General features: G+C 64.6%; 18 protein-coding genes. 6 read left to right on the forward strand and 12 right to left on the reverse strand.

All coding sequences use genetic code 11. The features are described from left to right. Positions 1–52: 52 nt before the first annotated feature. The gene (locus JAO73_RS11415; RefSeq protein WP_198977165.1) at positions 53–661 is read right to left on the reverse strand and encodes a hypothetical protein; all 609 of its coding nucleotides are present in this window, start codon (positions 659–661) and stop codon (positions 53–55) included. A gap of 65 nt (positions 662–726) precedes the next feature. Then, positions 727–2505 carry a urocanate hydratase gene (hutU, locus tag JAO73_RS11420; protein ID WP_198977166.1) on the reverse strand — a complete coding sequence of 593 codons (1779 nt, stop codon included), beginning with the start codon at positions 2503–2505 and terminating at the stop codon, positions 727–729. A gap of 75 nt (positions 2506–2580) precedes the next feature. Between hutU and JAO73_RS11425 the strand changes: the two genes are divergently transcribed. Next, on the forward strand, positions 2581–2913 hold the full coding sequence (locus tag JAO73_RS11425) for a hypothetical protein (protein ID WP_198977167.1): 333 nt from the start codon (positions 2581–2583) through the stop codon (positions 2911–2913). Positions 2914–2980: 67 nt separating this feature from the next. On the opposite strand, the gene JAO73_RS11430 is transcribed toward JAO73_RS11425, so the two are convergent. Then, positions 2981–3796 carry a DUF4097 family beta strand repeat-containing protein gene (locus tag JAO73_RS11430; RefSeq protein ID WP_198977168.1) on the reverse strand — a complete coding sequence of 272 codons (816 nt, stop codon included), beginning with the start codon at positions 3794–3796 and terminating at the stop codon, positions 2981–2983. Between the two features lie 209 nt (positions 3797–4005). On the opposite strand from JAO73_RS11430, the gene JAO73_RS11435 reads away from it, so the two are divergent. Continuing rightward, the gene (locus JAO73_RS11435; protein WP_198977169.1) at positions 4006–5025 is read left to right on the forward strand and encodes an MBL fold metallo-hydrolase; all 1020 of its coding nucleotides are present in this window, start codon (positions 4006–4008) and stop codon (positions 5023–5025) included. A 7-nt stretch (positions 5026–5032) separates the two neighbouring features. On the opposite strand, the gene JAO73_RS11440 is transcribed toward JAO73_RS11435, so the two are convergent. The 4 genes from JAO73_RS11440 to JAO73_RS11455 all read right to left on the reverse strand — a co-directional run bounded on the left by JAO73_RS11440 (position 5033) and on the right by JAO73_RS11455 (position 7901). Further along, a complete protein-coding gene (locus tag JAO73_RS11440; protein ID WP_198977170.1) occupies positions 5033–5944 on the reverse strand; it encodes an arginase family protein in 912 nt (303 codons plus the stop codon). A gap of 42 nt (positions 5945–5986) precedes the next feature. After that, positions 5987–6532, reverse strand: coding sequence for a hypothetical protein (locus JAO73_RS11445; protein WP_198977171.1), 546 nt, complete (start codon positions 6530–6532; stop codon positions 5987–5989). Positions 6533–6585: 53 nt separating this feature from the next. Further along, entirely contained in the window at positions 6586–7563 is a 978-nt protein-coding gene (locus JAO73_RS11450; RefSeq protein ID WP_198977172.1) for a hypothetical protein, read from the reverse strand. A gap of 89 nt (positions 7564–7652) precedes the next feature. Continuing rightward, positions 7653–7901 carry a hypothetical protein gene (locus JAO73_RS11455; protein WP_198977173.1) on the reverse strand — a complete coding sequence of 83 codons (249 nt, stop codon included), beginning with the start codon at positions 7899–7901 and terminating at the stop codon, positions 7653–7655. A 265-nt stretch (positions 7902–8166) separates the two neighbouring features. On the opposite strand from JAO73_RS11455, the gene JAO73_RS11460 reads away from it, so the two are divergent. After that, entirely contained in the window at positions 8167–8925 is a 759-nt protein-coding gene (locus tag JAO73_RS11460) for a LytR/AlgR family response regulator transcription factor (protein ID WP_198977174.1), read from the forward strand. On the opposite strand, the gene JAO73_RS11465 is transcribed toward JAO73_RS11460, so the two are convergent. Beyond that, positions 8922–11093 carry an ATP-binding protein gene (locus tag JAO73_RS11465; RefSeq protein ID WP_198977175.1) on the reverse strand — a complete coding sequence of 724 codons (2172 nt, stop codon included), beginning with the start codon at positions 11091–11093 and terminating at the stop codon, positions 8922–8924. The two genes, JAO73_RS11460 and JAO73_RS11465, sit on opposite strands and share 4 nt — an antisense overlap. 166 nt (positions 11094–11259) lie before the next feature. On the opposite strand from JAO73_RS11465, the gene JAO73_RS11470 reads away from it, so the two are divergent. From JAO73_RS11470 to JAO73_RS11480, 3 genes are all read left to right on the forward strand, one after another. Beyond that, positions 11260–11745, forward strand: a complete 486-nt coding sequence (locus JAO73_RS11470; protein WP_198977176.1) for a hypothetical protein — start codon at positions 11260–11262, stop codon at positions 11743–11745. Between the two features lie 119 nt (positions 11746–11864). Beyond that, a complete protein-coding gene (locus JAO73_RS11475; protein WP_198977177.1) occupies positions 11865–12599 on the forward strand; it encodes a YebC/PmpR family DNA-binding transcriptional regulator in 735 nt (244 codons plus the stop codon). Between the two features lie 35 nt (positions 12600–12634). Beyond that, positions 12635–13690 carry an acyltransferase family protein gene (locus tag JAO73_RS11480; RefSeq protein ID WP_198977178.1) on the forward strand — a complete coding sequence of 352 codons (1056 nt, stop codon included), beginning with the start codon at positions 12635–12637 and terminating at the stop codon, positions 13688–13690. Between the two features lie 34 nt (positions 13691–13724). Here the strand turns inward: JAO73_RS11480 and JAO73_RS11485 are convergent, their stop codons facing one another. The 4 genes from JAO73_RS11485 to JAO73_RS11500 form a co-directional block, all read right to left on the reverse strand. After that, positions 13725–14927 carry a glycosyltransferase family protein gene (locus JAO73_RS11485; RefSeq protein ID WP_198977179.1) on the reverse strand — a complete coding sequence of 401 codons (1203 nt, stop codon included), beginning with the start codon at positions 14925–14927 and terminating at the stop codon, positions 13725–13727. A gap of 76 nt (positions 14928–15003) precedes the next feature. After that, positions 15004–16509: a cell division protein FtsZ gene (gene ftsZ / locus JAO73_RS11490; RefSeq protein WP_198977180.1), complete on the reverse strand. Its 1506-nt coding sequence runs from the start codon at positions 16507–16509 to the stop codon at positions 15004–15006. Positions 16510–16628: 119 nt separating this feature from the next. After that, the gene (gene ftsA / locus JAO73_RS11495) at positions 16629–18032 is read right to left on the reverse strand and encodes a cell division protein FtsA (RefSeq protein WP_198977181.1); all 1404 of its coding nucleotides are present in this window, start codon (positions 18030–18032) and stop codon (positions 16629–16631) included. Between the two features lie 84 nt (positions 18033–18116). Further along, entirely contained in the window at positions 18117–18875 is a 759-nt protein-coding gene (locus JAO73_RS11500; RefSeq protein ID WP_198977182.1) for a cell division protein FtsQ/DivIB, read from the reverse strand. Between the last annotated feature and the right edge of the window lie 19 nt (positions 18876–18894).

Raw genomic sequence — 18894 nt, forward strand, 5'->3', positions numbered from 1 at the left:
ATTGATTCGCAAAGCGCCATTTGTTGGGCAACGACCAGGAAGTTTGCAACAGCTAGCAGGGACTGAAAAACAGTACCTCCTGCAGGCGTCCCTCTTTAAAAAGCAGGTTCAGTGAACCATCCATGGGCACATTCTTATCATAGAAAGGCAAATACATTTCTTCGCCGGGGCGGCCGGTAGAGGGCTTGTCGGCAGCCTTAGCCGCCCGGGGAAAATAGCGACGGACGTCTTCCAAGGTTGTATTCTGGCTGAGTACTAACTGCCCAATTTTGCCCCGGTACTTGCCGGCGGTGACATCAAAGCTGGTCAGCACGGCGCGGTTCCCGTTCACCTCGTATATCGTTTTACCATAGTACCAGATATCGCCGACAGGACTTTTTTCCGTTGCCAGTACGCCGCCGCACTCCACCGCGCCTTTGGCAACGCGGGCGGGAGGCCCCAGTTGCCGCGTGAGTTCGGCCGTGCTGATTTCTTCCTTCGGCAAGCCCTCGACGGAAACCATACTTGCTTCAATGTGCTCAGGGTCGAGGGGCTCAGATTGTACGGGCTCGGGCGTGGCGGCAACAGGGGCCGCCACGTCCGGGGCGTTAGGAACGTCGGGGGTGCTTTGGCAGGCGTCCAGGCAGAGCAACACGGCAGTCAGGGGGAGCAGACGGTTCATCAAGATTTGGTAGATTTAAGTCACGTGAAAGTAAATAAGGGCGGGTACAAGCCCCGCCCTTTTTCTTACTTCATGCCTGGAATCTTGGCGCCGCGCTCGCGGGCCACGTCCTGGGCCAGCTCGTAGCCGGCGTCGGCGTGGCGGAAGATGCCCATGCCGGGGTCGGTGGTGAGGACGCGGCGCAGGCGCTCGGCTTTTTCAAGGGTGCCGGTGGCCACGATGACCATGCCGGAGTGGGTGCTGTTGCCGATGCCCACGCCGCCGCCGTTGTGCAGGCTCACCCAGTCGGCGCCGCTGGCGCAGTTGGCCAGGGCGTTGAGCAGGGGCCAGTCGGCCACGGCATCGGAGCCATCCTTCATGCCTTCGGTTTCGCGGTTGGGCGAGGCCACGGAGCCGCAGTCCAGATGGTCGCGGCCAATGACGATGGGGGCCGACACTTCGCCCCGCGCCACCAGGTCGTTGATGACGAGGCCAAACTTCTCGCGCTCGCCGTAGCCCAGCCAGCAAACCCGCGCCGGCAGACCAATGAAGGGCACCTTGGCCTGGGCCTTCTCAATCCAGCGGGCCAGCAGCTTGTTGTCGGGGAAGGTTTCGAGCAGGGCGCGGTCGATGCGCAGGATGTCGGCAGGGTCGCCGGAGAGGGCGGCCCAGCGGAAGGGCCCTTTGCCCTCGCAAAACAGCGGGCGAATGTAGCCGGGCACGAAGCCAGGGTACAGGAACTGGCCGGTTGAATCCCGCACGTTCAGGCCGCCTTTTTCGGCTTGGCCGCGCAGGTTGTTGCCGTAGTCCACGGCAATGGTGCCGCGCCGCTGCATCTCCAGAATGGCCTCCACGTGCTTCACAATGGACGCCAGCGCCTGGCGCTTGAACTCCTCAGGGTTGGCAGCGCGCAGGGCCAGCACCTCCCCTATCTCGCCTTCGGGTATGTAGTCCATCAGGTCGTGGGCCGAGGTTTGGTCGGTCACGATGTCGGCCTGAAAGCCCAGTTCCAGCAGGCGCGGCAGCACGGTGGCGGCGTTGCCGGTGAGGCCCACGGACCAGCCTTTTCCATCGGCTTTGGCGCGCTCGCACAGCTCCAGGGCGTGGGTGAGGTCGCGAGCCTGCTCGTCCACGTAGCCTTCGCGCACTTTCTGCTTCACCCGCTCGTCGATGGGCTCGATGACGAGACACACGCCGTCGTTCATGGTCACGGCCAGGGGCTGGGCGCCGCTCATGCCGCCCAGGCCGGCCGTCACGGTGATGGTGCCCCGCAGGCTGCCACCGAAATGCTGGTCGGCCATGGCGGCGAAGGTTTCGTAGGTGCCCTGCAAAATGCCCTGAGTGGCAATGTAAATCCAGGAGCCGGCCGTCATCTGGCCGTACATCATCAGGCCCATGCGGTCGAGCTCGTCGAAGTATTCCTGGGTGCTCCAGGCGGGCACGATGTTGGAGTTGGCGATGAGCACGCGCGGGGCGTGGGGCCAGGTTTTGAGCACGCCCACGGCCTTGCCGCTCTGCACCAGCATGGTTTCGTCGGCTTCCAGCTCCTTCAGGGTTTTGACGATGGTCTGGTACTCTTTCCAGTTGCGGGCGGCGCGGCCGGCACCGCCGTACACAATCAGCTCGTCATACACCAGCGAAACGGCCGGGTCGAGGTTGTTTTCCAGCATCCGCAAGGCAGCTTCGGCTTCCCAGGTTTTGCAGCGCAGCTCGGTGCCGTGCTTGGCCTTCACGGTTTCTTCGGGCTTGAACTCGTAGAACATGGGGCGCTTGCCGTCGGGCTTTTGGGGGGCGCCGCCGGTGGCGGAGGAGAAGGAGTTGGCTTCGAGGTTGAGCTCGGCGGTTTCGGGGGAGGTGGGCGTCATAGGTGGGTGGTTTGGGTGGGCCGGCAAGTTAGGAAAATGTCGCGTGGACTTGGCGAGTCCGCGCTTCGCCTTTTCATGCCTTTTTACCGTACAATTCCTAAAATCGCGGACTCGCCGAGCCCACGCTACCTGCCCATGAGCGCCGAATACACCCCCATCGACTGCAACTACTACGACTTGCTCGAAGCCGCCGCCACCCAGCGCCGTCGCGTCGACCTGCAGTATTTCAACGACCTGCGCCAGCTCTGCCTCGGCTCGGGCGTCATCGAGACGCTGTTCATTCGCGACAAGGTGGAATACATGCGGCTGAAATCGGGCGAAGAAATCCGCCTCGACCACCTCATCCGCCTCGACGACCAGCCCGCGCCGGGCTACGCCGACTACCCCGATTTCAGCTGCGCCTGCTGAGCACCGCTCAACGCAACAAGCCCCTCCTGCTACGGCACGAGGGGCTTGTTGCATTGAGCGGCGGATTTTAGTCGCGGCTTTGCTCCAGGCTCACGCCGCCGTTGGTGGTCACGGCGCGCACCGGGGCGCCGCCTTTGCCGAGGTTGGTGGCCAGCTCGCGGCGCAGAAAACCCGTTCTGGTAACGGGTATATTGGCCCGGATGCTGCCCATGTTGGTGCTCGTGAATAGCTGGGCCGAGTAGTCCTGCGGCACCCGCCAGCGAATGCCGCCGTTGGTGGTTTGCACGTCAAGGCCCTTGCCCTCCCACTGCTTGCCGGTCAGGTTGATGGTGAGGCCGCCGTTCACGGTCTGGCCCGTCATCTGGCCGCCCATGTTGGCCAGCGAAACGCCGCCATTGGTGGCGTGGAACTTCACCTCCGACAGCATATTTTCGAGGTGAATGCCGCCGTTCAGGGTGTTGAGCACCAACGCCGTTTGGCGCGGCACAAATACCTCGTAGCTCACGCTGTATTGCTCGGTGGCGGCGGTGGAGCTTGCGCGCAGCGTGTTGTTGGCCGTGCCAATGCTCACGGCTTTCACGCGGTTTTGCGCTTCGGCTTCGGTGCTGGCCCAGCTCGTGACCTTGGCCCGGATGCGGACATTGGGGCCCGACCAGCCGCGCACGGTGATGCCGCCGTTGGCCCCGCCTTCGATGGCCAGCGGCTGGCCGGCGGGCGCGCTCATGGTCAGGTCGCGGGTTTCGCAGAAGCGCTTGTTTTCGCCGTCGTGCCGGCCCCAGTTGCCTTCGTCGCACGTCATGTTGAAGGCGGGTTCGGGGGCGGTTTGGGCGGCGGCTGGCAGGGCCAGGCAAGCCAGGGCAAGTGCAGAAAGAAGGATTTTCATGATGTGGAGAAAGTAAAAAAATGAAGAAGACGGTGCTGCCGGACCTGGCCCGGGCGCCTAGCCAGGTAGGCTTTGGCAACGAGTACCTGGTCCGGCGCCATTCGTTACAGCGCCCCGGCATTTTTATGTAAGCTCGGCCTTGGGCGCCTACTTTCTGCCGGGTTTGCCGTATGCTTGTTGCATTCCGTTTCATCCCAAACCGCTTCTCTATGGATACAGTAGCCGCCGGCGTCACCCAGCTGCGCATTCAGCGCTTTGTCAATGTCTACTTCGTCGAAACCGGCACCCCCGGCGAATGGGTGCTCGTCGATACCGGCCTGCCGGGCAGCGCCAAAACCATCATCGCCGCCGCCGACAAGCTCTTCTACCCTGGCACCCGCCCCGAAGCCATCCTGCTCACCCACGGCCACCTCGACCACCTCGGCTCGGCCCGCGAGCTGGCCGACCACTGGAAGGTGCCCGTGGTGGCCCACCCCCTGGAGCTGCCCTACCTCACCGGCAAAGCCCAATACCCGCCGCGCGACCCCACCGTGGGCGGTTCCCTGGCCTTTATGAGCCGCTTTTTCCCCACGCAGCTGCCCAATCTGGAGGAGCGGGTGCAGGCCCTCAACACCGACGACCCGGCCGCCCCTTTCCTCATGAACTGGCGCTGGCTGCACGTGCCCGGCCACGCCCCTGGCCAGCTGGCCTTTTTCCGGCCCGCCGACGGCACCTTGCTCGGGGCCGATGCCTTTGCCACCTGCCACCACGACTCGGTGCCCGCCGTGCTGCTGGGGCTGCCCAAAATCAGCCGCGCCGGCACGCCGTTCAACTACGACTGGGAGGCCGCCCGCACCTCGGTGCAGACGCTGGCCGACCTCGCGCCCAAAGCCATTGGCTGCGGCCACGGCCCGGTCATCACGGGGCCCGAAGCGGCCGCCGGCTTGCGCGCCCTGGCCGATAACTACCCCGTGCCCAGCCACGGCCGCTACGTGCACGAGCCCGCCCGCACCGACGCCAGCGGCGTGGAGCACCTCCCGCCCGCGCCCAAAGACAAGCTGCCACTGCAGGCGGCCGTCATCGGCGCTGGCATTTTGGCGGGGGCGGCGGCCTGGCTGCTCACCGGCGGGCGGCGCCAGTCGCGCAAAGCCAAAGCCCAGCACCGCGCTTACACCACAGCGTTGAAAAAGTCAAAAGGTTACCAGTCGCCGCCCGTCCCGCCGCTGTACCGCGGCGGCGTGGGCGACTGAGTCTCGCTTACGCCAATTGGCTGGCCACCCCGGTTAAATAAGCCGTGATGATGGTGGCGCACAAACGGGCGGTCTGGTTGTCGCGGTCGTAATGGGGGTTAAACTCCACGACTTCGAACAGCCGGACCGCCTCGTTTTGCCCGGCCAGAAAGGCCGCTTCCACCGCCTGGCGCGGCGTAAACCCATCGGCGCTGGGTGCCGACACGGCCGGCGCATACGCCTCGGCGCAGCCATCAATGTCGAAGCTCACGAAGGCCGGCCCGCCAGCGGCCGCGCGGGTCAGGGCCCGGCCGGCGTAGAGCGCCATCCCGTCCTGCTGCACGTGGGCCAGCGGCACGATGTGCGCCTGCTGCCGGTGCAGAAACTCGATGTCCTCGCGGGTGTTGAGGTTGGAATGCAGGCCGATTTCCGTAAACCGCTCGCCCGGCACGAAGCCCTCGCGCAGCAGCTTGCCGAAGGGCGTGCCGCTGCTGATGAGGCCCGGCTTGTCCTTCACGTCGGCGTGGGCATCGAAATTGATGCCGCCCACGGGCTGCCCCCCGCTGGCATCCACCAGGCCGCGCACCGTGGAGTAGGTGCCGTCGTGCGAGCCACCCAGCACCACCACGCGCGGGTATTGGCGCAGCAGCTTCGCCAGCTGCTCGCGGATTTCGGCGTGGTTGGCGGCGTGGTCGGCGTGGCGCAGCGCAAGGTTGCCGGCGTCGGCAATGCGCAGGGCGTCGAGGCTGACGTTGTGCTCTAGGTTGTAGGTTTTGTGGTAGCGGCGCAGCTCGCGGCGCATGGCATCGGGGGCGCCGGCGGCACCGGCCCGGCCGCCTTCCAGCACAGTCCCAAAATCGAGGGGCAAGCCCACGAGGCACACGTCGGCGTCGGGCAGCTCGGCGGCGGGGCGAATGAGTTCGCGAAGAAAAACAGGCATACGCAGGGCGCTTAATTTTCCTCAAAGGAAAGCCCCGGCGCCTCAGTTGCCCATTTTCACGGTGCCGTCGTCGTTAAAGGTGCGCTTCACCGTTTCGGAACCCGCCACCACCAGCCCGAATACTTCGCGCCCGCCGTCGGCCTCCTGGTTCAGCACCATGGTCAGAGCCAGAGCTGGCTCGCTGTAGTCGAACGTGCCGCCGTAGGTCACGGCCTTGCCCTTGGAGTCGTTGTACGTGAATTCAATGTTCTTGCCCTTCAGCGTGTAGCGCCCCACTTCGTCGAAATGGTTGGTGCCGTAGGGCCCCGGGAATTTGAGCTTTTTCTCGTAGCGGCCCGTGGGGCCTAGCGTGAGCGTACCGCCCACCCCGCGCGTGTTGGTGGGCTTCGGACTGTACTTGGGCGCGTAAATCAGGTACACCGTGTAGGTATAGGTGGTGTAAAACTTGGTGGGCAGGGTGCCGGGCATGGGCGGCACGGCCGAGCGGCGAGCCGCGGCGGGCACGTTTTTCAGAGTCGTTTTGGCCTGTGCGAAAGCCAGGGCAGCAGTAGCGCACAGCAGTGCGGTGGCAAGGAATTTTCGGTGCATGCGGCGAAAATATATCGGGCAAACAGGTGTTTGAAAACGAACCTACCGGGGCTTCACAGCCGCTTGTAGGCCACGTTGTTGAAGTAAAAGCGCGTCACCTGTCCCGTTTTTTCGTTTTTTTCGATGGGATAGGCCACGCCGCTGCTGGTGCGGCCCGTCGCGTCGGTGAGGGTCAGCGTCCAGCCGCTGAGGCTCCAGCGGCCGGCGCTGCCGCCGCTGCTGCCGGCCGAGTACGTACTGGCCCCCGCCTCATTGCGCCCGCCAAAGCTGCTGGCGTTGCCGCCGCTGTAGGTGCCATTGGCCCGGAAGGTTAGGCTGCTCACCGCCGCCGCGCTGCCGCTGCTCGTGCTGATGGAATTGCCGCCCTCAAATGCCCCCACCAGTTGGCTGGCACTCGCAAAGGGCCGCCCGGCCAGGAAGATGCCCATGTTCCAGGCAAAGGTTTCGGACTGGGGCTCCACGTCGGCGCTTTCGGTCTGGCCGCTGGCCCAGCGCACGCTGAGCTTGCGCCCCGCCACCGTGTAGCTGCCCCGGGAAGCAGCCGGCACGGCCGCCAACTGGGCCGCCGAAAAACCCGCCGGGTCCACGTACACCTGCCCATTGGGGGCGAAGTAGTAAGTTGATTTCTCCAGCGAATGGGTAGCAATCCAATATCTCGTCATGAAAAACAAGCCCGCAGGACGCCCGCCTTTCACAGAACCGGCCAGCGGCTGGGTGCCACCGGCCGGCGCGGCAGCGGGCCGGGCTGGCACGGTCGTGGTGGTGGTGGGCCGGCTCAGGGCATTTTTGCGGGCCAACGCCTTGGTCATGCCCTCCGAATCGTCGACGCTGGTGTAGGCTTCGTAAGCCTGCTGGTAGGCGGCGGCAGCGGCGGCCTTGTTGCCGGCGGCTTCCAGCTGCTGCGCCTTGGCAAATACGACCGCCCCGGAGGGGCCGCTATAGGCCGGCTGGGCCAGCGCAGATGTATTGAGCAGCAAATTGATGAGCAGGGCGCACCCGAAGAGGCCGCGAAACAAGGAAAGGGATTGCATGGGAGTGGGCCTTAAGGGGGGTTAATCAGGTAATGCACGACGGGCCGGACGGTGCCGGACTCAACCACTGTGGTGGTAGCGAACCTGCTTCAGCGTTTCTTTTGGGCTTTTTTAATTAGAGACGCCACCCGTTGAATGATGCGGCTGGCTGAGTATGCCAGGTCGGATAGCCAGTTGCCGGGGCTCCTGGCATCGGTAGCGCCCGGCTCGCCCGAAGCCGACGCCCCGACCCAGTCGATGCGCCGCCACTTGGTGAGAAAGCCGGGAATTTTGGAACCAGGAGGGCGCATGGATTCGGACAGACAACCGGCGAGGGAATGCGGAAACGCGAAAGCCATATACCCGAAAATTATAGCCGCCACCCAAGGGCTCCTAGCCTCGTCTAGCAAACGCCCGATAAAGTCGACCGACGAGACGTGGCGTCGGCGAAGGCCCTGCACAACGCGCCATTAGGTCGAAATCCAACGACGCGCTACCTTGCGCGGACAAGCAAAGCAAGCAGCCCCGGCCGAAGCCACTGAGCGCGAACACCGCCGACATCCTCCGGCCCTTTCTGCGGCTGGCAAGCCACTTTGCAGACACCCGTTTTTTCCTTTCCACCGCATGTCTCCGCCTTTCACTTGCCTCGTCCTCGACGACGACCCGCTGGTGAGCGACCTGGCGAGCAGCTACGTGGCGCGCATTCCGGCCCTCACGCTGGCCGGGCAGTACGCCGACGCCCTGCCCGCCTTCGAACACCTGGCCCGCACCTCCGTCGACCTGCTCATTACCGACATTGAACTGCCCGAGCTCAACGGCCTGGAACTGGTGCGGGCGCTGCGGCGGCCGCCGCTGGTCATTTTCATGACCTCTCACCCCGAATACGCCCTGCCCACCTACGACCTCGACGCCGTCGATTTCCTGGTGAAGCCCCTGCGCTTCGAGCGCTTTCTGCGGGCCATCGACAAAGCCCTGCTGCACCTGCGGGCGAGCGCCACCGAAGCCACCAGTCCTCCCGCCCCGCCCGTCGACGAGAACGAAGCCTTTTTCATTCGCACCGAGCTGCAGTTTGTGAAAGTGCGCTACGCCGACGTGGCATATGTAGAAGCCATGCGCGACTTCAGCAAGGTGCACCTCGCCGACGGCACCGTGCACATTACGTTGGTCAACCTCAAGCACATGGAAGGCCAATTGCCGGCCAGCCTGTTTGTGCGTACCCACCGCTCCTACCTGGTGAATGCCGGCCGCATCGACGCCGTGGGCGGGCAGGCCGTGCGCGTGGGTGCCGTGGAAGTGCCGCTGGGCCTCACCTTTCGGGAGGCCGTGCTGGCGCAGGTGGTACAGCAGCGCCTGCTGAGCCGCCACCCCCACAAGCCCGCTTAACCAACGGCTTCCGACGCGGCCACCGGCTCGGCCACGGGCAGGCTTAGGGCAAACGTGGTGCCCTGGCCGGGGCCGGCGCTGGCCACCCACAGCCGGCCGCCGTTGCGGGCCAGCACGTCGCGGCTCAGCAGCAGGCCCAGGCCGGTGCTGCGGGCCTGGCCGCCCTCGCCGGCGCGGCGCGGCAGGCTTTCGGGGCGCAGCTCCTGCCAGGGCGTGGGCTCGGGCAAGCCGCGGCCGGTATCGGCCACGGCCAGCTGCCAGGCGGCGCCCTCGCGCCGGGCCGATACCTGCACCGTGCCGCCCGCAGGCGTAAACTTGATGGCGTTGGCCAACAGGTTGCGCAGCACCAGGCGCGCGGCGGCGGGGTCGGCCCAGGCGCATTCGTCGCCCGCGAGGTGGTGCCCCACGCTTATCTGCGCCGCCTCGGCAGCCGCGGCCAGCAGGCCGATGTTTTCTTCCACCAGGGCGGCCAGGTCCAGGGGTTCGGGGCGGGGCGGGCCGGCGGCCCGCATTTGCAGCGCGGCCCAGTTCAGCAGGTTTTCCAGCAGTGCCAGGGTGTGGTCGAGGGTGCGGGTGAGGCGCTGGGTGTACTGGGCCAGCTTATCGGGCGGCAGCGGGGGGCCGGCCAACAGCTCCACAAAGGCGTGGAGCGAGTGCAGCGGCCCGCGCAGGTCGTGCCCAATGATGGAAAACAACCGGTCTTTGGTTGCGTTCAGCTCGGTGAGTTCGGCCCGCTGTGTCTCAATTTGCTGGTTTTTGCGGCCCAACAGGCGGTTGAGGCGCCACAGGGCCAGCCCCGCGGCGGCCACCACGCCCAGGCCCAGCCCCAGGCCCCAGAGCTGGCGCTGCTGGGCCTGCAGGCGCTGCTGCTGGGCCTCGCCGGTGCGGGCCAGTGCCTGGGCCCGTTCGCGCTCCTGGCTGAGCTGAAAATCGCCCTGCAGCCGCCCCATCTCTTCGGCCTTGGACTGCGAAAACACGGTGTCGTGCGCGGCCTGGGCCAGCTCGGTGTACTGCAGCGCCTGCCGGTAGTCGCCGCGGCGCTTGAGCAGGCCGGCCAGCAGCGCGCCGCTCGATTCCTGCACGCTCCAATCCTGAATGGACGTGGCCAGAGCCAGAGCGCGGCGGGCCTGGGCTTCGGCCGCTGCCGCGTGGCCGAGCTTGCTGTGCAGCTGCCCCAACGCCACCAGCGTGGCGGCCAGGGTGCCCACGTCGCCAGAATTTTCCAGCAACGCACGCGCCCGTTCCAGCGTGGCCTGCGCGGCGGGCAGGCGTCGCAAGTCGCTGAGCAGTTGGGCGTAGTCGCTCAGCACCACGCCCAGCTGGGCCCGCTCGCCGGCCTGCTCCGACACGGCAATGGCTTGCTGATAGAAGGGCTCGGCTTGTTTGAATTCGCCCAGCTGCTGATGCGCAGCGGCCAGGTTGGTCAGGCAGTCGGCCAGCGCGCCCTGGTCGGGCCGGTGGCGCACCAACGGCAGGGCCTGCTCGAAATAATGCAGGGCTTTTCGCGCGTCGTTGTGCCGAAAATACACGTTGCCCAGGTTGGTGAGGCAGTTGGCCTGCAGGGCGCTGTCGCCCAGTTGCTGAGTTTGGCGCAGGGCCGGCAGCAGCATGGCCAGCGCCCGCGGGAAGTCGCCGCGGCTGCTGTAAATAATGCCCAGGCCGTTGCGGGTCCGGGCTTCGTCGCGCACGGCACCGCGGGCGTGGTACAGCTGCAGGGCTTCTTCGCAGGCGCGCAGGGCGCCGGGGTAGTCGTCTTGCTCGTTGGCGACCTGGCCCAGGGTGAGGAGCACGTCGGCCAGGCCGGGCTGGCCGGGAGTGTGCCGGGCCAAGGCCACGGCTTGGGTCAGGTAGGCGCGGGCTTCGGCAAAGCTGCCGTGCACCAGCTCGGCTTTGCCCAGCACGCGCAGGCTTTCCACTTCGCCGGCCGCGAAATGGGTGCGGCGGGCCAGGTCGCGGGCTTGCCGCAGCAACGGCTGGGCGGCGTCGTTCTGGCCGGCGCGCAGCAGGTCCTGGCTTTGGCGCAGTAGGTCGCGCACCCGGGCGGTGTCGGACGCGGCGGGCGGCCCCGCGGCCAGCAGCACCAGCACGCCGGCCAGCGAGGCCGCCGCTTTCGCCAGCCGCTTGTTCAAAGGGTTGCGCCGGTTTGTCGGGGGTAAACTTTTTTCCATGCTTCCGCAATTATTTGTGCCCTTGCCAATTCCGGTAAATAAAAGAAGCGGCACCGCTTTTGCCAAATGAGGCCGCCGGGCGTTGCTCAGCGCCCGGGTTTTACTTTCGTTCTCCTTCATTTCAGCCCCGGTCTTGATTTGCCCGCGGGCGGCTCTGTTTCAACTTATGCGAATCCTTCTCAGCGTTGCTAATTTCTTGTGGTTGCTGGTGCCCACGGCGCAGGCCCAAACCCCAGCGGCGCCTCCCACTTTCTACTCCACGTATACCTACACGGCCTACACCGTGTACGACACCACCAGCGCCGGCCCGCCCACCCGCGTGAGCGGCGTGGGCGGCACCCTCACCCTGCGGGCCGATGGGACCTACGAGAAGCACCTGAGCATTGTGGCCTCGGGCAGCCCGCACTATTTCAACCAGACCGGCACCTTTGCGCTTGCCGGCGACAGCATTCGCTTCGCGTTTTCCGACCTGAAAGGGGCCGACGTGCAACGCGGCACCTTTCGCTTCGAGCCGGCCTCGCGGCGTCTCAGCATCACCATCCTGGGCTACCCCGCCGGCAACCGCGGCGTGTACGACCTGGTGGCCACTCCTCCGAAAGCCCCCGGCAAGGCCCCCAAGCCCCGCTCGAAAGCCCCGGCCCGGCGTAAATAGCCGCGCATTTGGCGTCCCCCGCCCGTTCTGGCTAACTTGCGGCCCGTTTCGCCGATTCTGCCCCTTGGGCGCTTCGCCGCAGCGGTTCACAGCTCACTGTTAACTGAAAACTGACCCCTATGGGACGCGCGTTTGAATTTCGCAAAGGCCGCAAAATGAAGCGGTGGGACCGGATGTCGAAAGACTTCACCCGCATTGGCAAAGAAATCGTGATGGCCGTGAAAGAATCCGGCCCCAACCCCGACACCAACGCCCGCCTGCGCACCGCCATGCAGAACGCCAAAGGCGTGAACATGCCCAAGGACCGCGTGGAGGCCGCCATCAAGCGCGCCACCGGCAAGGACGAAAAGGACTACCAAGAAGTGGTGTACGAGGGCTACGGCCCCCACGGCGTGGCCATTGTGGTGGAAACCGCCACCGACAACCCCACCCGCACCGTGAGCAACGTGCGCCTCTACTTCAACCGCAACAACGGCGCCCTGGGCACGGCCGGCTCTTCGGACTACACTTTCACCCGCAAGGGCGTGTTCAAGCTCGACGCCGCTGGCCTCGACCGCGACGAGCTGGAGCTGGAACTCATTGATTTCGGCGCCGAAGACGTGTACGAAACCACCGAGGAGGACGAGCACGGCGCCGAGCACCAGTACATCGTGGTCGAGTCGGCCTTCACCGACTTCGGCCAGCTGCAGAAAGCCCTCGAAGCCAAAGGGCTGAACGTGCTAAGCGCCAACCTGCAGCGCGTGCCCAACGCCACCGTGACCCTCACCGACGAGCAAGCCGAAGAAGTGCTCACCCTCATCGAAAAGTTTGAGGAAGACGAGGACGTGCAGGCCGTGTACCACACCATGGGCTAGTGGCCGCGGCATCGGTGGGCGCGGGCCCGCACCCCTTGGCCTACCGCCCCGGCCTGGATGCGGTGCGGGCCGTGGGCATCCTGCTGGTCATTCTGGGGCACTGGACGCACCCGCGGTTTCCCATCAGCAACATGGGCAGCATGACCTTTTTCGTGCTGAGCGGCTACTTCATTTCCGGCATCATCTGGAAGCAGAAAGTATACGTGGGCGCGCCCGGCGGCTGGCCCCGCCGGCTGGGCATTTTCTATTTGCGCCGGCTTACGCGCACGCTGCCTCCCTATTACGTGTCGCTCATTGTGGGCGCGGCCCTGCCCCTGGCAACTTTGCACGAGTACCCGCTGTGGTTCATTGTGCCGGTTTCCAACCAGTTGTTTTACCACCTGCAGCACTGGGGCGAAGGCGTGGGCCACTACTGGACCATGGCCGTGGACGAGCAGTTTTACCTGCTATGGCCGGTGGCCCTGGCCGTGCTGCCCAAGCGCCTGCGCTGGCTAGGACTGGTGATGCTCAGCGGCCTGGCGTTTCGCTACGTGTGGAGCTACTGGGTGCAGCCGGGTGCGCCGCTGGTACTGGCGCTCTTGCCGTCCTGCCTCGACATGTTTGCGGCTGGGGCCATGCTGCGCCACGCCGAGCAGCAGCCCTGGGTGCGGCGTCTGGCGCATTTTCGGTGGGTGGTAGTGGCCTGGCTGGCTTGGGCGGCGCTGTGGCTGGTGCTGTATCTGAATGAGGCGCACGAGTTGTGGAACCTGGTGTACCCCACCGCCGGCGGCGTGCCGGCCGCTCTCACCCTCAACTGGGCCCTGCACCAACCCACGCGCCCACCCTCCGAAAACAGGGGCCTGGAACTGCTCCGCTGGGTAGGCCAGCGCAGCTACGGCATTTATCTTTACCACCTCATGCTGCCGGTTTTCTACCAGCGAGCTGTGTATAAGCTGTTCCCCGGAACGGAGGCGCGACACTTCTGGCTGGGGCCTTTGCCCACCGTTGTGTTTCTGCTGCCGCTGGTTTTCGTGCTGGCGTGGGCGTCGTGGGTGTGGCTGGAAGCACCGCTCAACCGGTGGAAGAACAAGCTGGAATATGAGCGCGCGTAAGCATCCGGGCACGCACGCAGCACCCAAAATGCTGCTAGGGCTGCCTGGGCGCGAATACCTCCACCGTCTCGGGTAATCGTAGCACCAGCACGTTGTGCCCCACCCGCACGGCCGAATACGCCAGCCAGGCCGCCACTACCCCGCGCTGAGCCCATGTTGCCCAGGGTTTCTCGGTCTTGGGCCACGCCGCCAGGGCCAGCAGCAGCACCGGGCCACTGAGCACCGCCGCGTATCGCTCGGCATCATACAGCCCGGTAGCGCCACGCGTCATGTTCACGGCCAGCAGCAGCCCCAGCACATACACCAGTGCGGTCACCCAAAGCAGGCGTAAACCGGCGGCGTTTTTCTCAGGAGTTGCCGACTTTTTGATGGCGCCCAGCCAAAGTCCAGCCAGCCATACCGGCAGCGCCACGGCAAACAGCCCGGCTGCTACCGTGCGCCAACTGGCCGGCAGCGGCAAAAACCACCGCAGCAACACAAAGCCATAGTCAGAAAAAGAGCCCCACAGCTTCGCCAGGGTCCCAAAGCCACGGTCTGGACGCGTGCCGGCTACCCGCTCCGCGTAGTAGTTCCAGGCCACTCCTCCCGCTGCCGATGCAACCCCATGCAGCAACAGCAGCCGGCACCGCCGCCGCCGGCCCGGATATAGGAGCGCCCCAACTCCCACCCCGGCCAGCAACGCCATGCCCGCCGTGCGCTGCAGCGGAATAAGAAAAGCCGCCCCCGTGGCCAGCGCCAGCCAGCCAGGCCGGTCGGTTCGGCACCAGTTCAGGAAGGCATACACATAAGCCGCCAGCAGCAGCGCAAACACCGTTTCCGACCACACAAATGCCGCCGGCACCATCATGGCCGTGCTCAGCGCCAAGGCCCACGGTAGCACTAACGCCCGCTTTGCCGGCAGCAGTATCCTGGCCACAAGGGCCCACAGCCCCAGGTTTCCTATTAGCGCCAAGCCATGTAGGCACCGGGTTGCGAAGGTGCTTTCGCCCATGGCCAGGAGCACGGGATACAGCGGCCCCCAGTAGCGGTATGGGCTGCCATCGGGGTGCAACAGGCGCCCGCTTTGCGTCCAGCTGCGGGCGGCCGCTATGTAGTAAATCGAGTCGCTGGTGGTATGCAGCCCGTTGGACGTCATCAACCAGAACAGCGCCACCAGTACAACCGCCGCGCCCGTCAGGCTCAGACGGAAGGCCTTGTCAAGCGAACCAGGGCTGGCAATTTCCTTTTCAGTTTGCACGCGACTCACATTAAAGCAGCTACAAAAAAGCCGTCGCAGCGGGGCTACGACGGCTTTTTTCAAAAGAAATCAGCGCTTAGTCGACGTTGTCGTGCAGGAAGCGGTTGTCGCCCAGCAGCTCATTGTCGTCCGACAGGTTGAAGCGCGAGATATTTTGCGCCGAGCTGGGCTCCACGTTTTCCAGCTTCACCTGCCGACGCAGGTAGGCGGGCGTATCGTATTGGCTCACCGCCTCGGGGGGCAGGCCGTTGCTCAGCTCCTGCAGGCGCCGACGGCGCTCCAGGGCTTGCGCGTCCATGGCCGGCCGCGGGCGGGCAGCCCCTGCCGCAGCGGCCTCGGGGGCCGGGGCGGGTGCGTTCGAGGTTAGCACCGGCTCGCCGGGCGCGGTGGCGGGAATGCCGGCCAACGGCGGCGCCGTGTGGGCCGAAGGACCGTTCAAATCGAAGGTCACGCGGGCTGGCTCGGGAGCACCAAAGCTGGGCACGAAGGGCGCCGAAGTCGGATTGGAAACCGGCGCAGCAGGGGCTTCGGCCCGGGGCGCTTCGGCCACCGGCGCGGCAGCCACCGGCTCGGCGGCGGCCGCGCTGCCCATGGCCGGCGTGGTGATGGAATGCGCTTCGCGGGCAAAACCCGTGGCAATCACCGTCACGCGAATGCTCTGGCCCAGCGACTCATCAATGCCGTGACCGAAAATCATTTCCGCGTCTTGGCCGGCTTTCTCCTGGATGTACTCGGTGATTTCCGTCAGCTCGTCCATCTCCAGCTCGTGCTCAGCGCCCGACATGATGGAAAGCAGAATGCGCTGCGCGCCATGAATGTCGGTGTTATTGAGCAACGGCGAGTTCAGAGCTTCTTCGGCGGCGCGGCGGGCGCGGTTTTCGCCTTCGGTCACGCTGCTGCCCATTACGGCGGCGCCGCTGTCCTTCATCACCGTTTTCACGTCTTCAAAGTCCACGTTCACGTCGGCCGTCACCGTGATGATTTCGGCAATGGACTTGGCGGCCGTGGTCAGCACCGTATCGGCCTTAGCAAAGGCGGCGCCCATGGTCAGGTTGCCGTAAATCTGCGGCAGCTTGTCGTTGAGAATCACCAGCACCGTGTCGCAGTGCTCGCTCAGGGCTTTGATGCCCTCTTCGGCCTGCTGACGCTTCTTCTTGCCTTCAAACATGAAAGGCGCCGTCACGATGCCCACCGTGAGGATGCCCAGTTCCTGCGCTACCTGCGCAATTACCGGGGCCGCGCCCGTGCCCGTGCCACCGCCCATGCCGGCCGTGATGAAGAGCATCTTGGTGCCTTGGTTAAGCAGGTCGCGGATTTGCTCCTTGCTCTCAATGGCGGCCTGGCGGCCCCGCTCGGGCTTAGCACCCGCGCCGAGGCCCTCGGTCAGGTCAACGCCAATCTGAAGCTTGTTGGGCACCGTGGAGCTTTGCAGCGCTTGGTGGTCGGTATTGCAGATAATGAACTCCACGTCCTTGATGCCCTGCTTGTGCATGTGCTTCACGGCATTGGAGCCCCCGCCGCCAACTCCAATCACCTTGATGATGGACTTATTCTGGGCTGGAATGTCGAATTTGTAATTCATGATAAGTATGTCATGTTGAGCGAAGCGAAACAACTTGTCGCGCCCGCGCCGCAATGGTTAGTAACTCTGACAAACGCAGCCGTGATAAGATGCTCCGTTCTTCAGCATGACAGTCGGATTTAGTAGGATTTATCGTCGTAATCGTCAATCAGCAGCCCTTTGGTGCGGGTGATGATGTCTTTAAAGAAGCGGCTGGCTGCACCGGGCTCCTTCTGCTTGGCCGGCTGGGGGGCCGGAGCGGGAGCGGCAGGCGTAGTGGCACGTGTTTCCACCGGAGCAGGCGCGGGCGCGGCCACCGGCTGCGGGGCGTAGTACGCGGGCGCGGCGGGCAGCTCTTCGTGGTCGTAAGGCGTGCGCGACAGGTTGCGCTCATCCAGCGAGTGGTAGCCCGACAGCACCAGGCCTACCGTGGTGGCGTACATCGGCGACTTCACGGCCTCGATGCGGCTCTTGCCGAGGTGCTGGTTGGGGTAGCCAATGCGGGTGTCCAGCCCGGTGATGTACTCGGTGAGCTGCTCCAGGTTCTGGAGCTGCGAGCCGCCACCCGTCAGCACGATGCCGGCCGACAGCTTGTCGTGCAGGCCCATGCGGTAGATTTCGGCATACACCAGTTCCATGATTTCCGACATGCGGGCCTCAATGATGTAAGCCAGGTTTTTCAGCGAAACTTCCTTTGGCGGGCGGTTGGGCAGGCCGGGGATGCTCACGATTTCGTAGTCGCTGGCTTCCTGGGCAATGGCTTTGCCGAACTTCACCTTGAGCTGCTCGGCCTGGCCGGGCGCCACGTTGCAGCCGGTTTTGATGTCCTGCGTGATGATGTTGCCACCAAACGGCAGCACCGCCGCATGGCGGATGATGCCGTCCTTGAACACGGCCAAATCGGTCGTGCCGCCCCCGATGTCAATCAGGGCCACGCCGGCCTCCTTCTCCTCCTCGGAAAGGATGGACATGGAGCTGGCCAACGGTTCGAGAATCAGGTCGGCGATTTCGAGGCCGGCCTTGGTCACGCACTTGTTGATGTTGTTGATGGCCGTGCTCTGGGCGGTGATGATGTGGAAGTTGCCTTCCAAGCGCACGCCTTCGTAGCCCACGGGGTCGGCGATGCCTTCCTCGTAGTCGACTTTGTAGTCCTGCGGCATCACGTGGATGATTTGCGAGCCGGGCTGGGTCACGAGGCGGTACATGTCCTGCGTGAGGCGGTTCACGTCGTCCGGACCGATGGTGTCGTGCGAGTTGCGCGTGATGCTGCCATTGTGCTGCAGGCTCTTGATGTGCTGCCCAGCAATGCCCACGTTTACCACTCCAATGCTAATTCCGGACTGTTCCTCGGCTTGCCGAATGGCGCGTTTGATGGCGTCGACGGTCTTGTCGATGTTGAGCACGATGCCCCGCGAAACACCCTCCGACACGGCTTTGCCCATGCCCAGGATTTCGAGTTTACCGAACTCGTTTTTGCGGCCCACCAGGGCGCAGATTTTTGTAGTACCAATGTCGAGCCCGACGACGATTTTGTCTTGTTGCATAGGAGCGGTGCTGGCGAGCAATGAAAACGCGAGAGTTGTGAACGGTGGGATTTTCGACCTTACGGCCTATGTTTCAGCGAATTACTATTCGCAAATAATCTGATTTTGGTATTCGACGTTTACGCGGTGGTAGGTGTCCCACCCCAAAACTGACGGAATTTGCCGGTAAAATACCATAAGCTTGGCAAATTTTTCGGAAATATTTTCGGGCAGCCCAAATTCAATGCGTTGGTCCCCCACTTGCTGGGTAAAGGAAAGCTTGCCGCTTGGCTCAATGAACACCTCCGATACCTGCGCTTTCCAGAATTCATGCTCGTCGACGTAGCGCAAAAACTCCAGGTAGCGGCGCCCGACACTGTCTTGGAAAAATGCAGTTGGCAGGTTGGCGCCATTAGGCCTTGCCACGGTGGCTACGCGGGCGGTAAAAAGCGGCGAAAGCGGCAGCACGTGCCCTTCGGCATCGACATACGTATCGAGGCGGGTATCGGGGTGCGTGAGGCGGGCAATGGGCCGGTTTTGGCGCACGTCGGCGTGCAGGTTGCCGGCCAGGTCGCGGTACACCTGGGCGTCGCGCACGAACGGGTGGGCTTTGAGCCGAGCTTCCAGTTGGCGCAGGCGCGGACCTTCGGGCACGGTGCCCACCACCGGCTCTTTGCCGCCCCGGGTGAGCAGGGCCGTCACGCCGCGCTCGCTGATGAAGAAGTTATCGAACTCGTTGGCGATGTTGACCTGCACTTCGCTCACGGGCCGGGAGGCCTGGCGCACGGCGGCAAATACGCCCAGCCCGCCCAGCACCAGCAGGCAGGCAGCGGCAACAAGCAGGTTTCGTACGGTGCGGTCCAAACAGAAAAAATTGGGGTAG

This window comes from Hymenobacter miniatus (assembly GCF_016427455.1).
In the GTDB taxonomy this organism is placed as follows: Bacteria; Bacteroidota; Bacteroidia; order Cytophagales; family Hymenobacteraceae; genus Hymenobacter; species Hymenobacter armeniacus.

Excerpts from the sequence above, each read along its gene's own strand:
- JAO73_RS11415 (WP_198977165.1), bottom strand. The coding sequence starts at position 661 with ATGAACCGTCTGCTCCCCCTGACTGCCGTGTTGCTCTGCCTGGACGCC.
- hutU (WP_198977166.1), bottom strand. The coding sequence starts at position 2,505 with ATGACGCCCACCTCCCCCGAAACCGCCGAGCTCAACCTCGAAGCCAAC.
- JAO73_RS11425 (WP_198977167.1), top strand. The coding sequence starts at position 2,581 with ATGCCTTTTTACCGTACAATTCCTAAAATCGCGGACTCGCCGAGCCCA.
- JAO73_RS11430 (WP_198977168.1), bottom strand. The coding sequence starts at position 3,796 with ATGAAAATCCTTCTTTCTGCACTTGCCCTGGCTTGCCTGGCCCTGCCA.
- JAO73_RS11435 (WP_198977169.1), top strand. The coding sequence starts at position 4,006 with ATGGATACAGTAGCCGCCGGCGTCACCCAGCTGCGCATTCAGCGCTTT.
- JAO73_RS11440 (WP_198977170.1), bottom strand. The coding sequence starts at position 5,944 with ATGCCTGTTTTTCTTCGCGAACTCATTCGCCCCGCCGCCGAGCTGCCC.
- JAO73_RS11445 (WP_198977171.1), bottom strand. The coding sequence starts at position 6,532 with ATGCACCGAAAATTCCTTGCCACCGCACTGCTGTGCGCTACTGCTGCC.
- JAO73_RS11450 (WP_198977172.1), bottom strand. The coding sequence starts at position 7,563 with ATGCAATCCCTTTCCTTGTTTCGCGGCCTCTTCGGGTGCGCCCTGCTC.
- JAO73_RS11455 (WP_198977173.1), bottom strand. The coding sequence starts at position 7,901 with ATGGCTTTCGCGTTTCCGCATTCCCTCGCCGGTTGTCTGTCCGAATCC.
- JAO73_RS11460 (WP_198977174.1), top strand. The coding sequence starts at position 8,167 with ATGTCTCCGCCTTTCACTTGCCTCGTCCTCGACGACGACCCGCTGGTG.
- JAO73_RS11465 (WP_198977175.1), bottom strand. The coding sequence starts at position 11,093 with ATGGAAAAAAGTTTACCCCCGACAAACCGGCGCAACCCTTTGAACAAG.
- JAO73_RS11470 (WP_198977176.1), top strand. The coding sequence starts at position 11,260 with ATGCGAATCCTTCTCAGCGTTGCTAATTTCTTGTGGTTGCTGGTGCCC.
- JAO73_RS11475 (WP_198977177.1), top strand. The coding sequence starts at position 11,865 with ATGGGACGCGCGTTTGAATTTCGCAAAGGCCGCAAAATGAAGCGGTGG.
- ftsZ (WP_198977180.1), bottom strand. The coding sequence starts at position 16,509 with ATGAATTACAAATTCGACATTCCAGCCCAGAATAAGTCCATCATCAAG.
- ftsA (WP_198977181.1), bottom strand. The coding sequence starts at position 18,032 with ATGCAACAAGACAAAATCGTCGTCGGGCTCGACATTGGTACTACAAAA.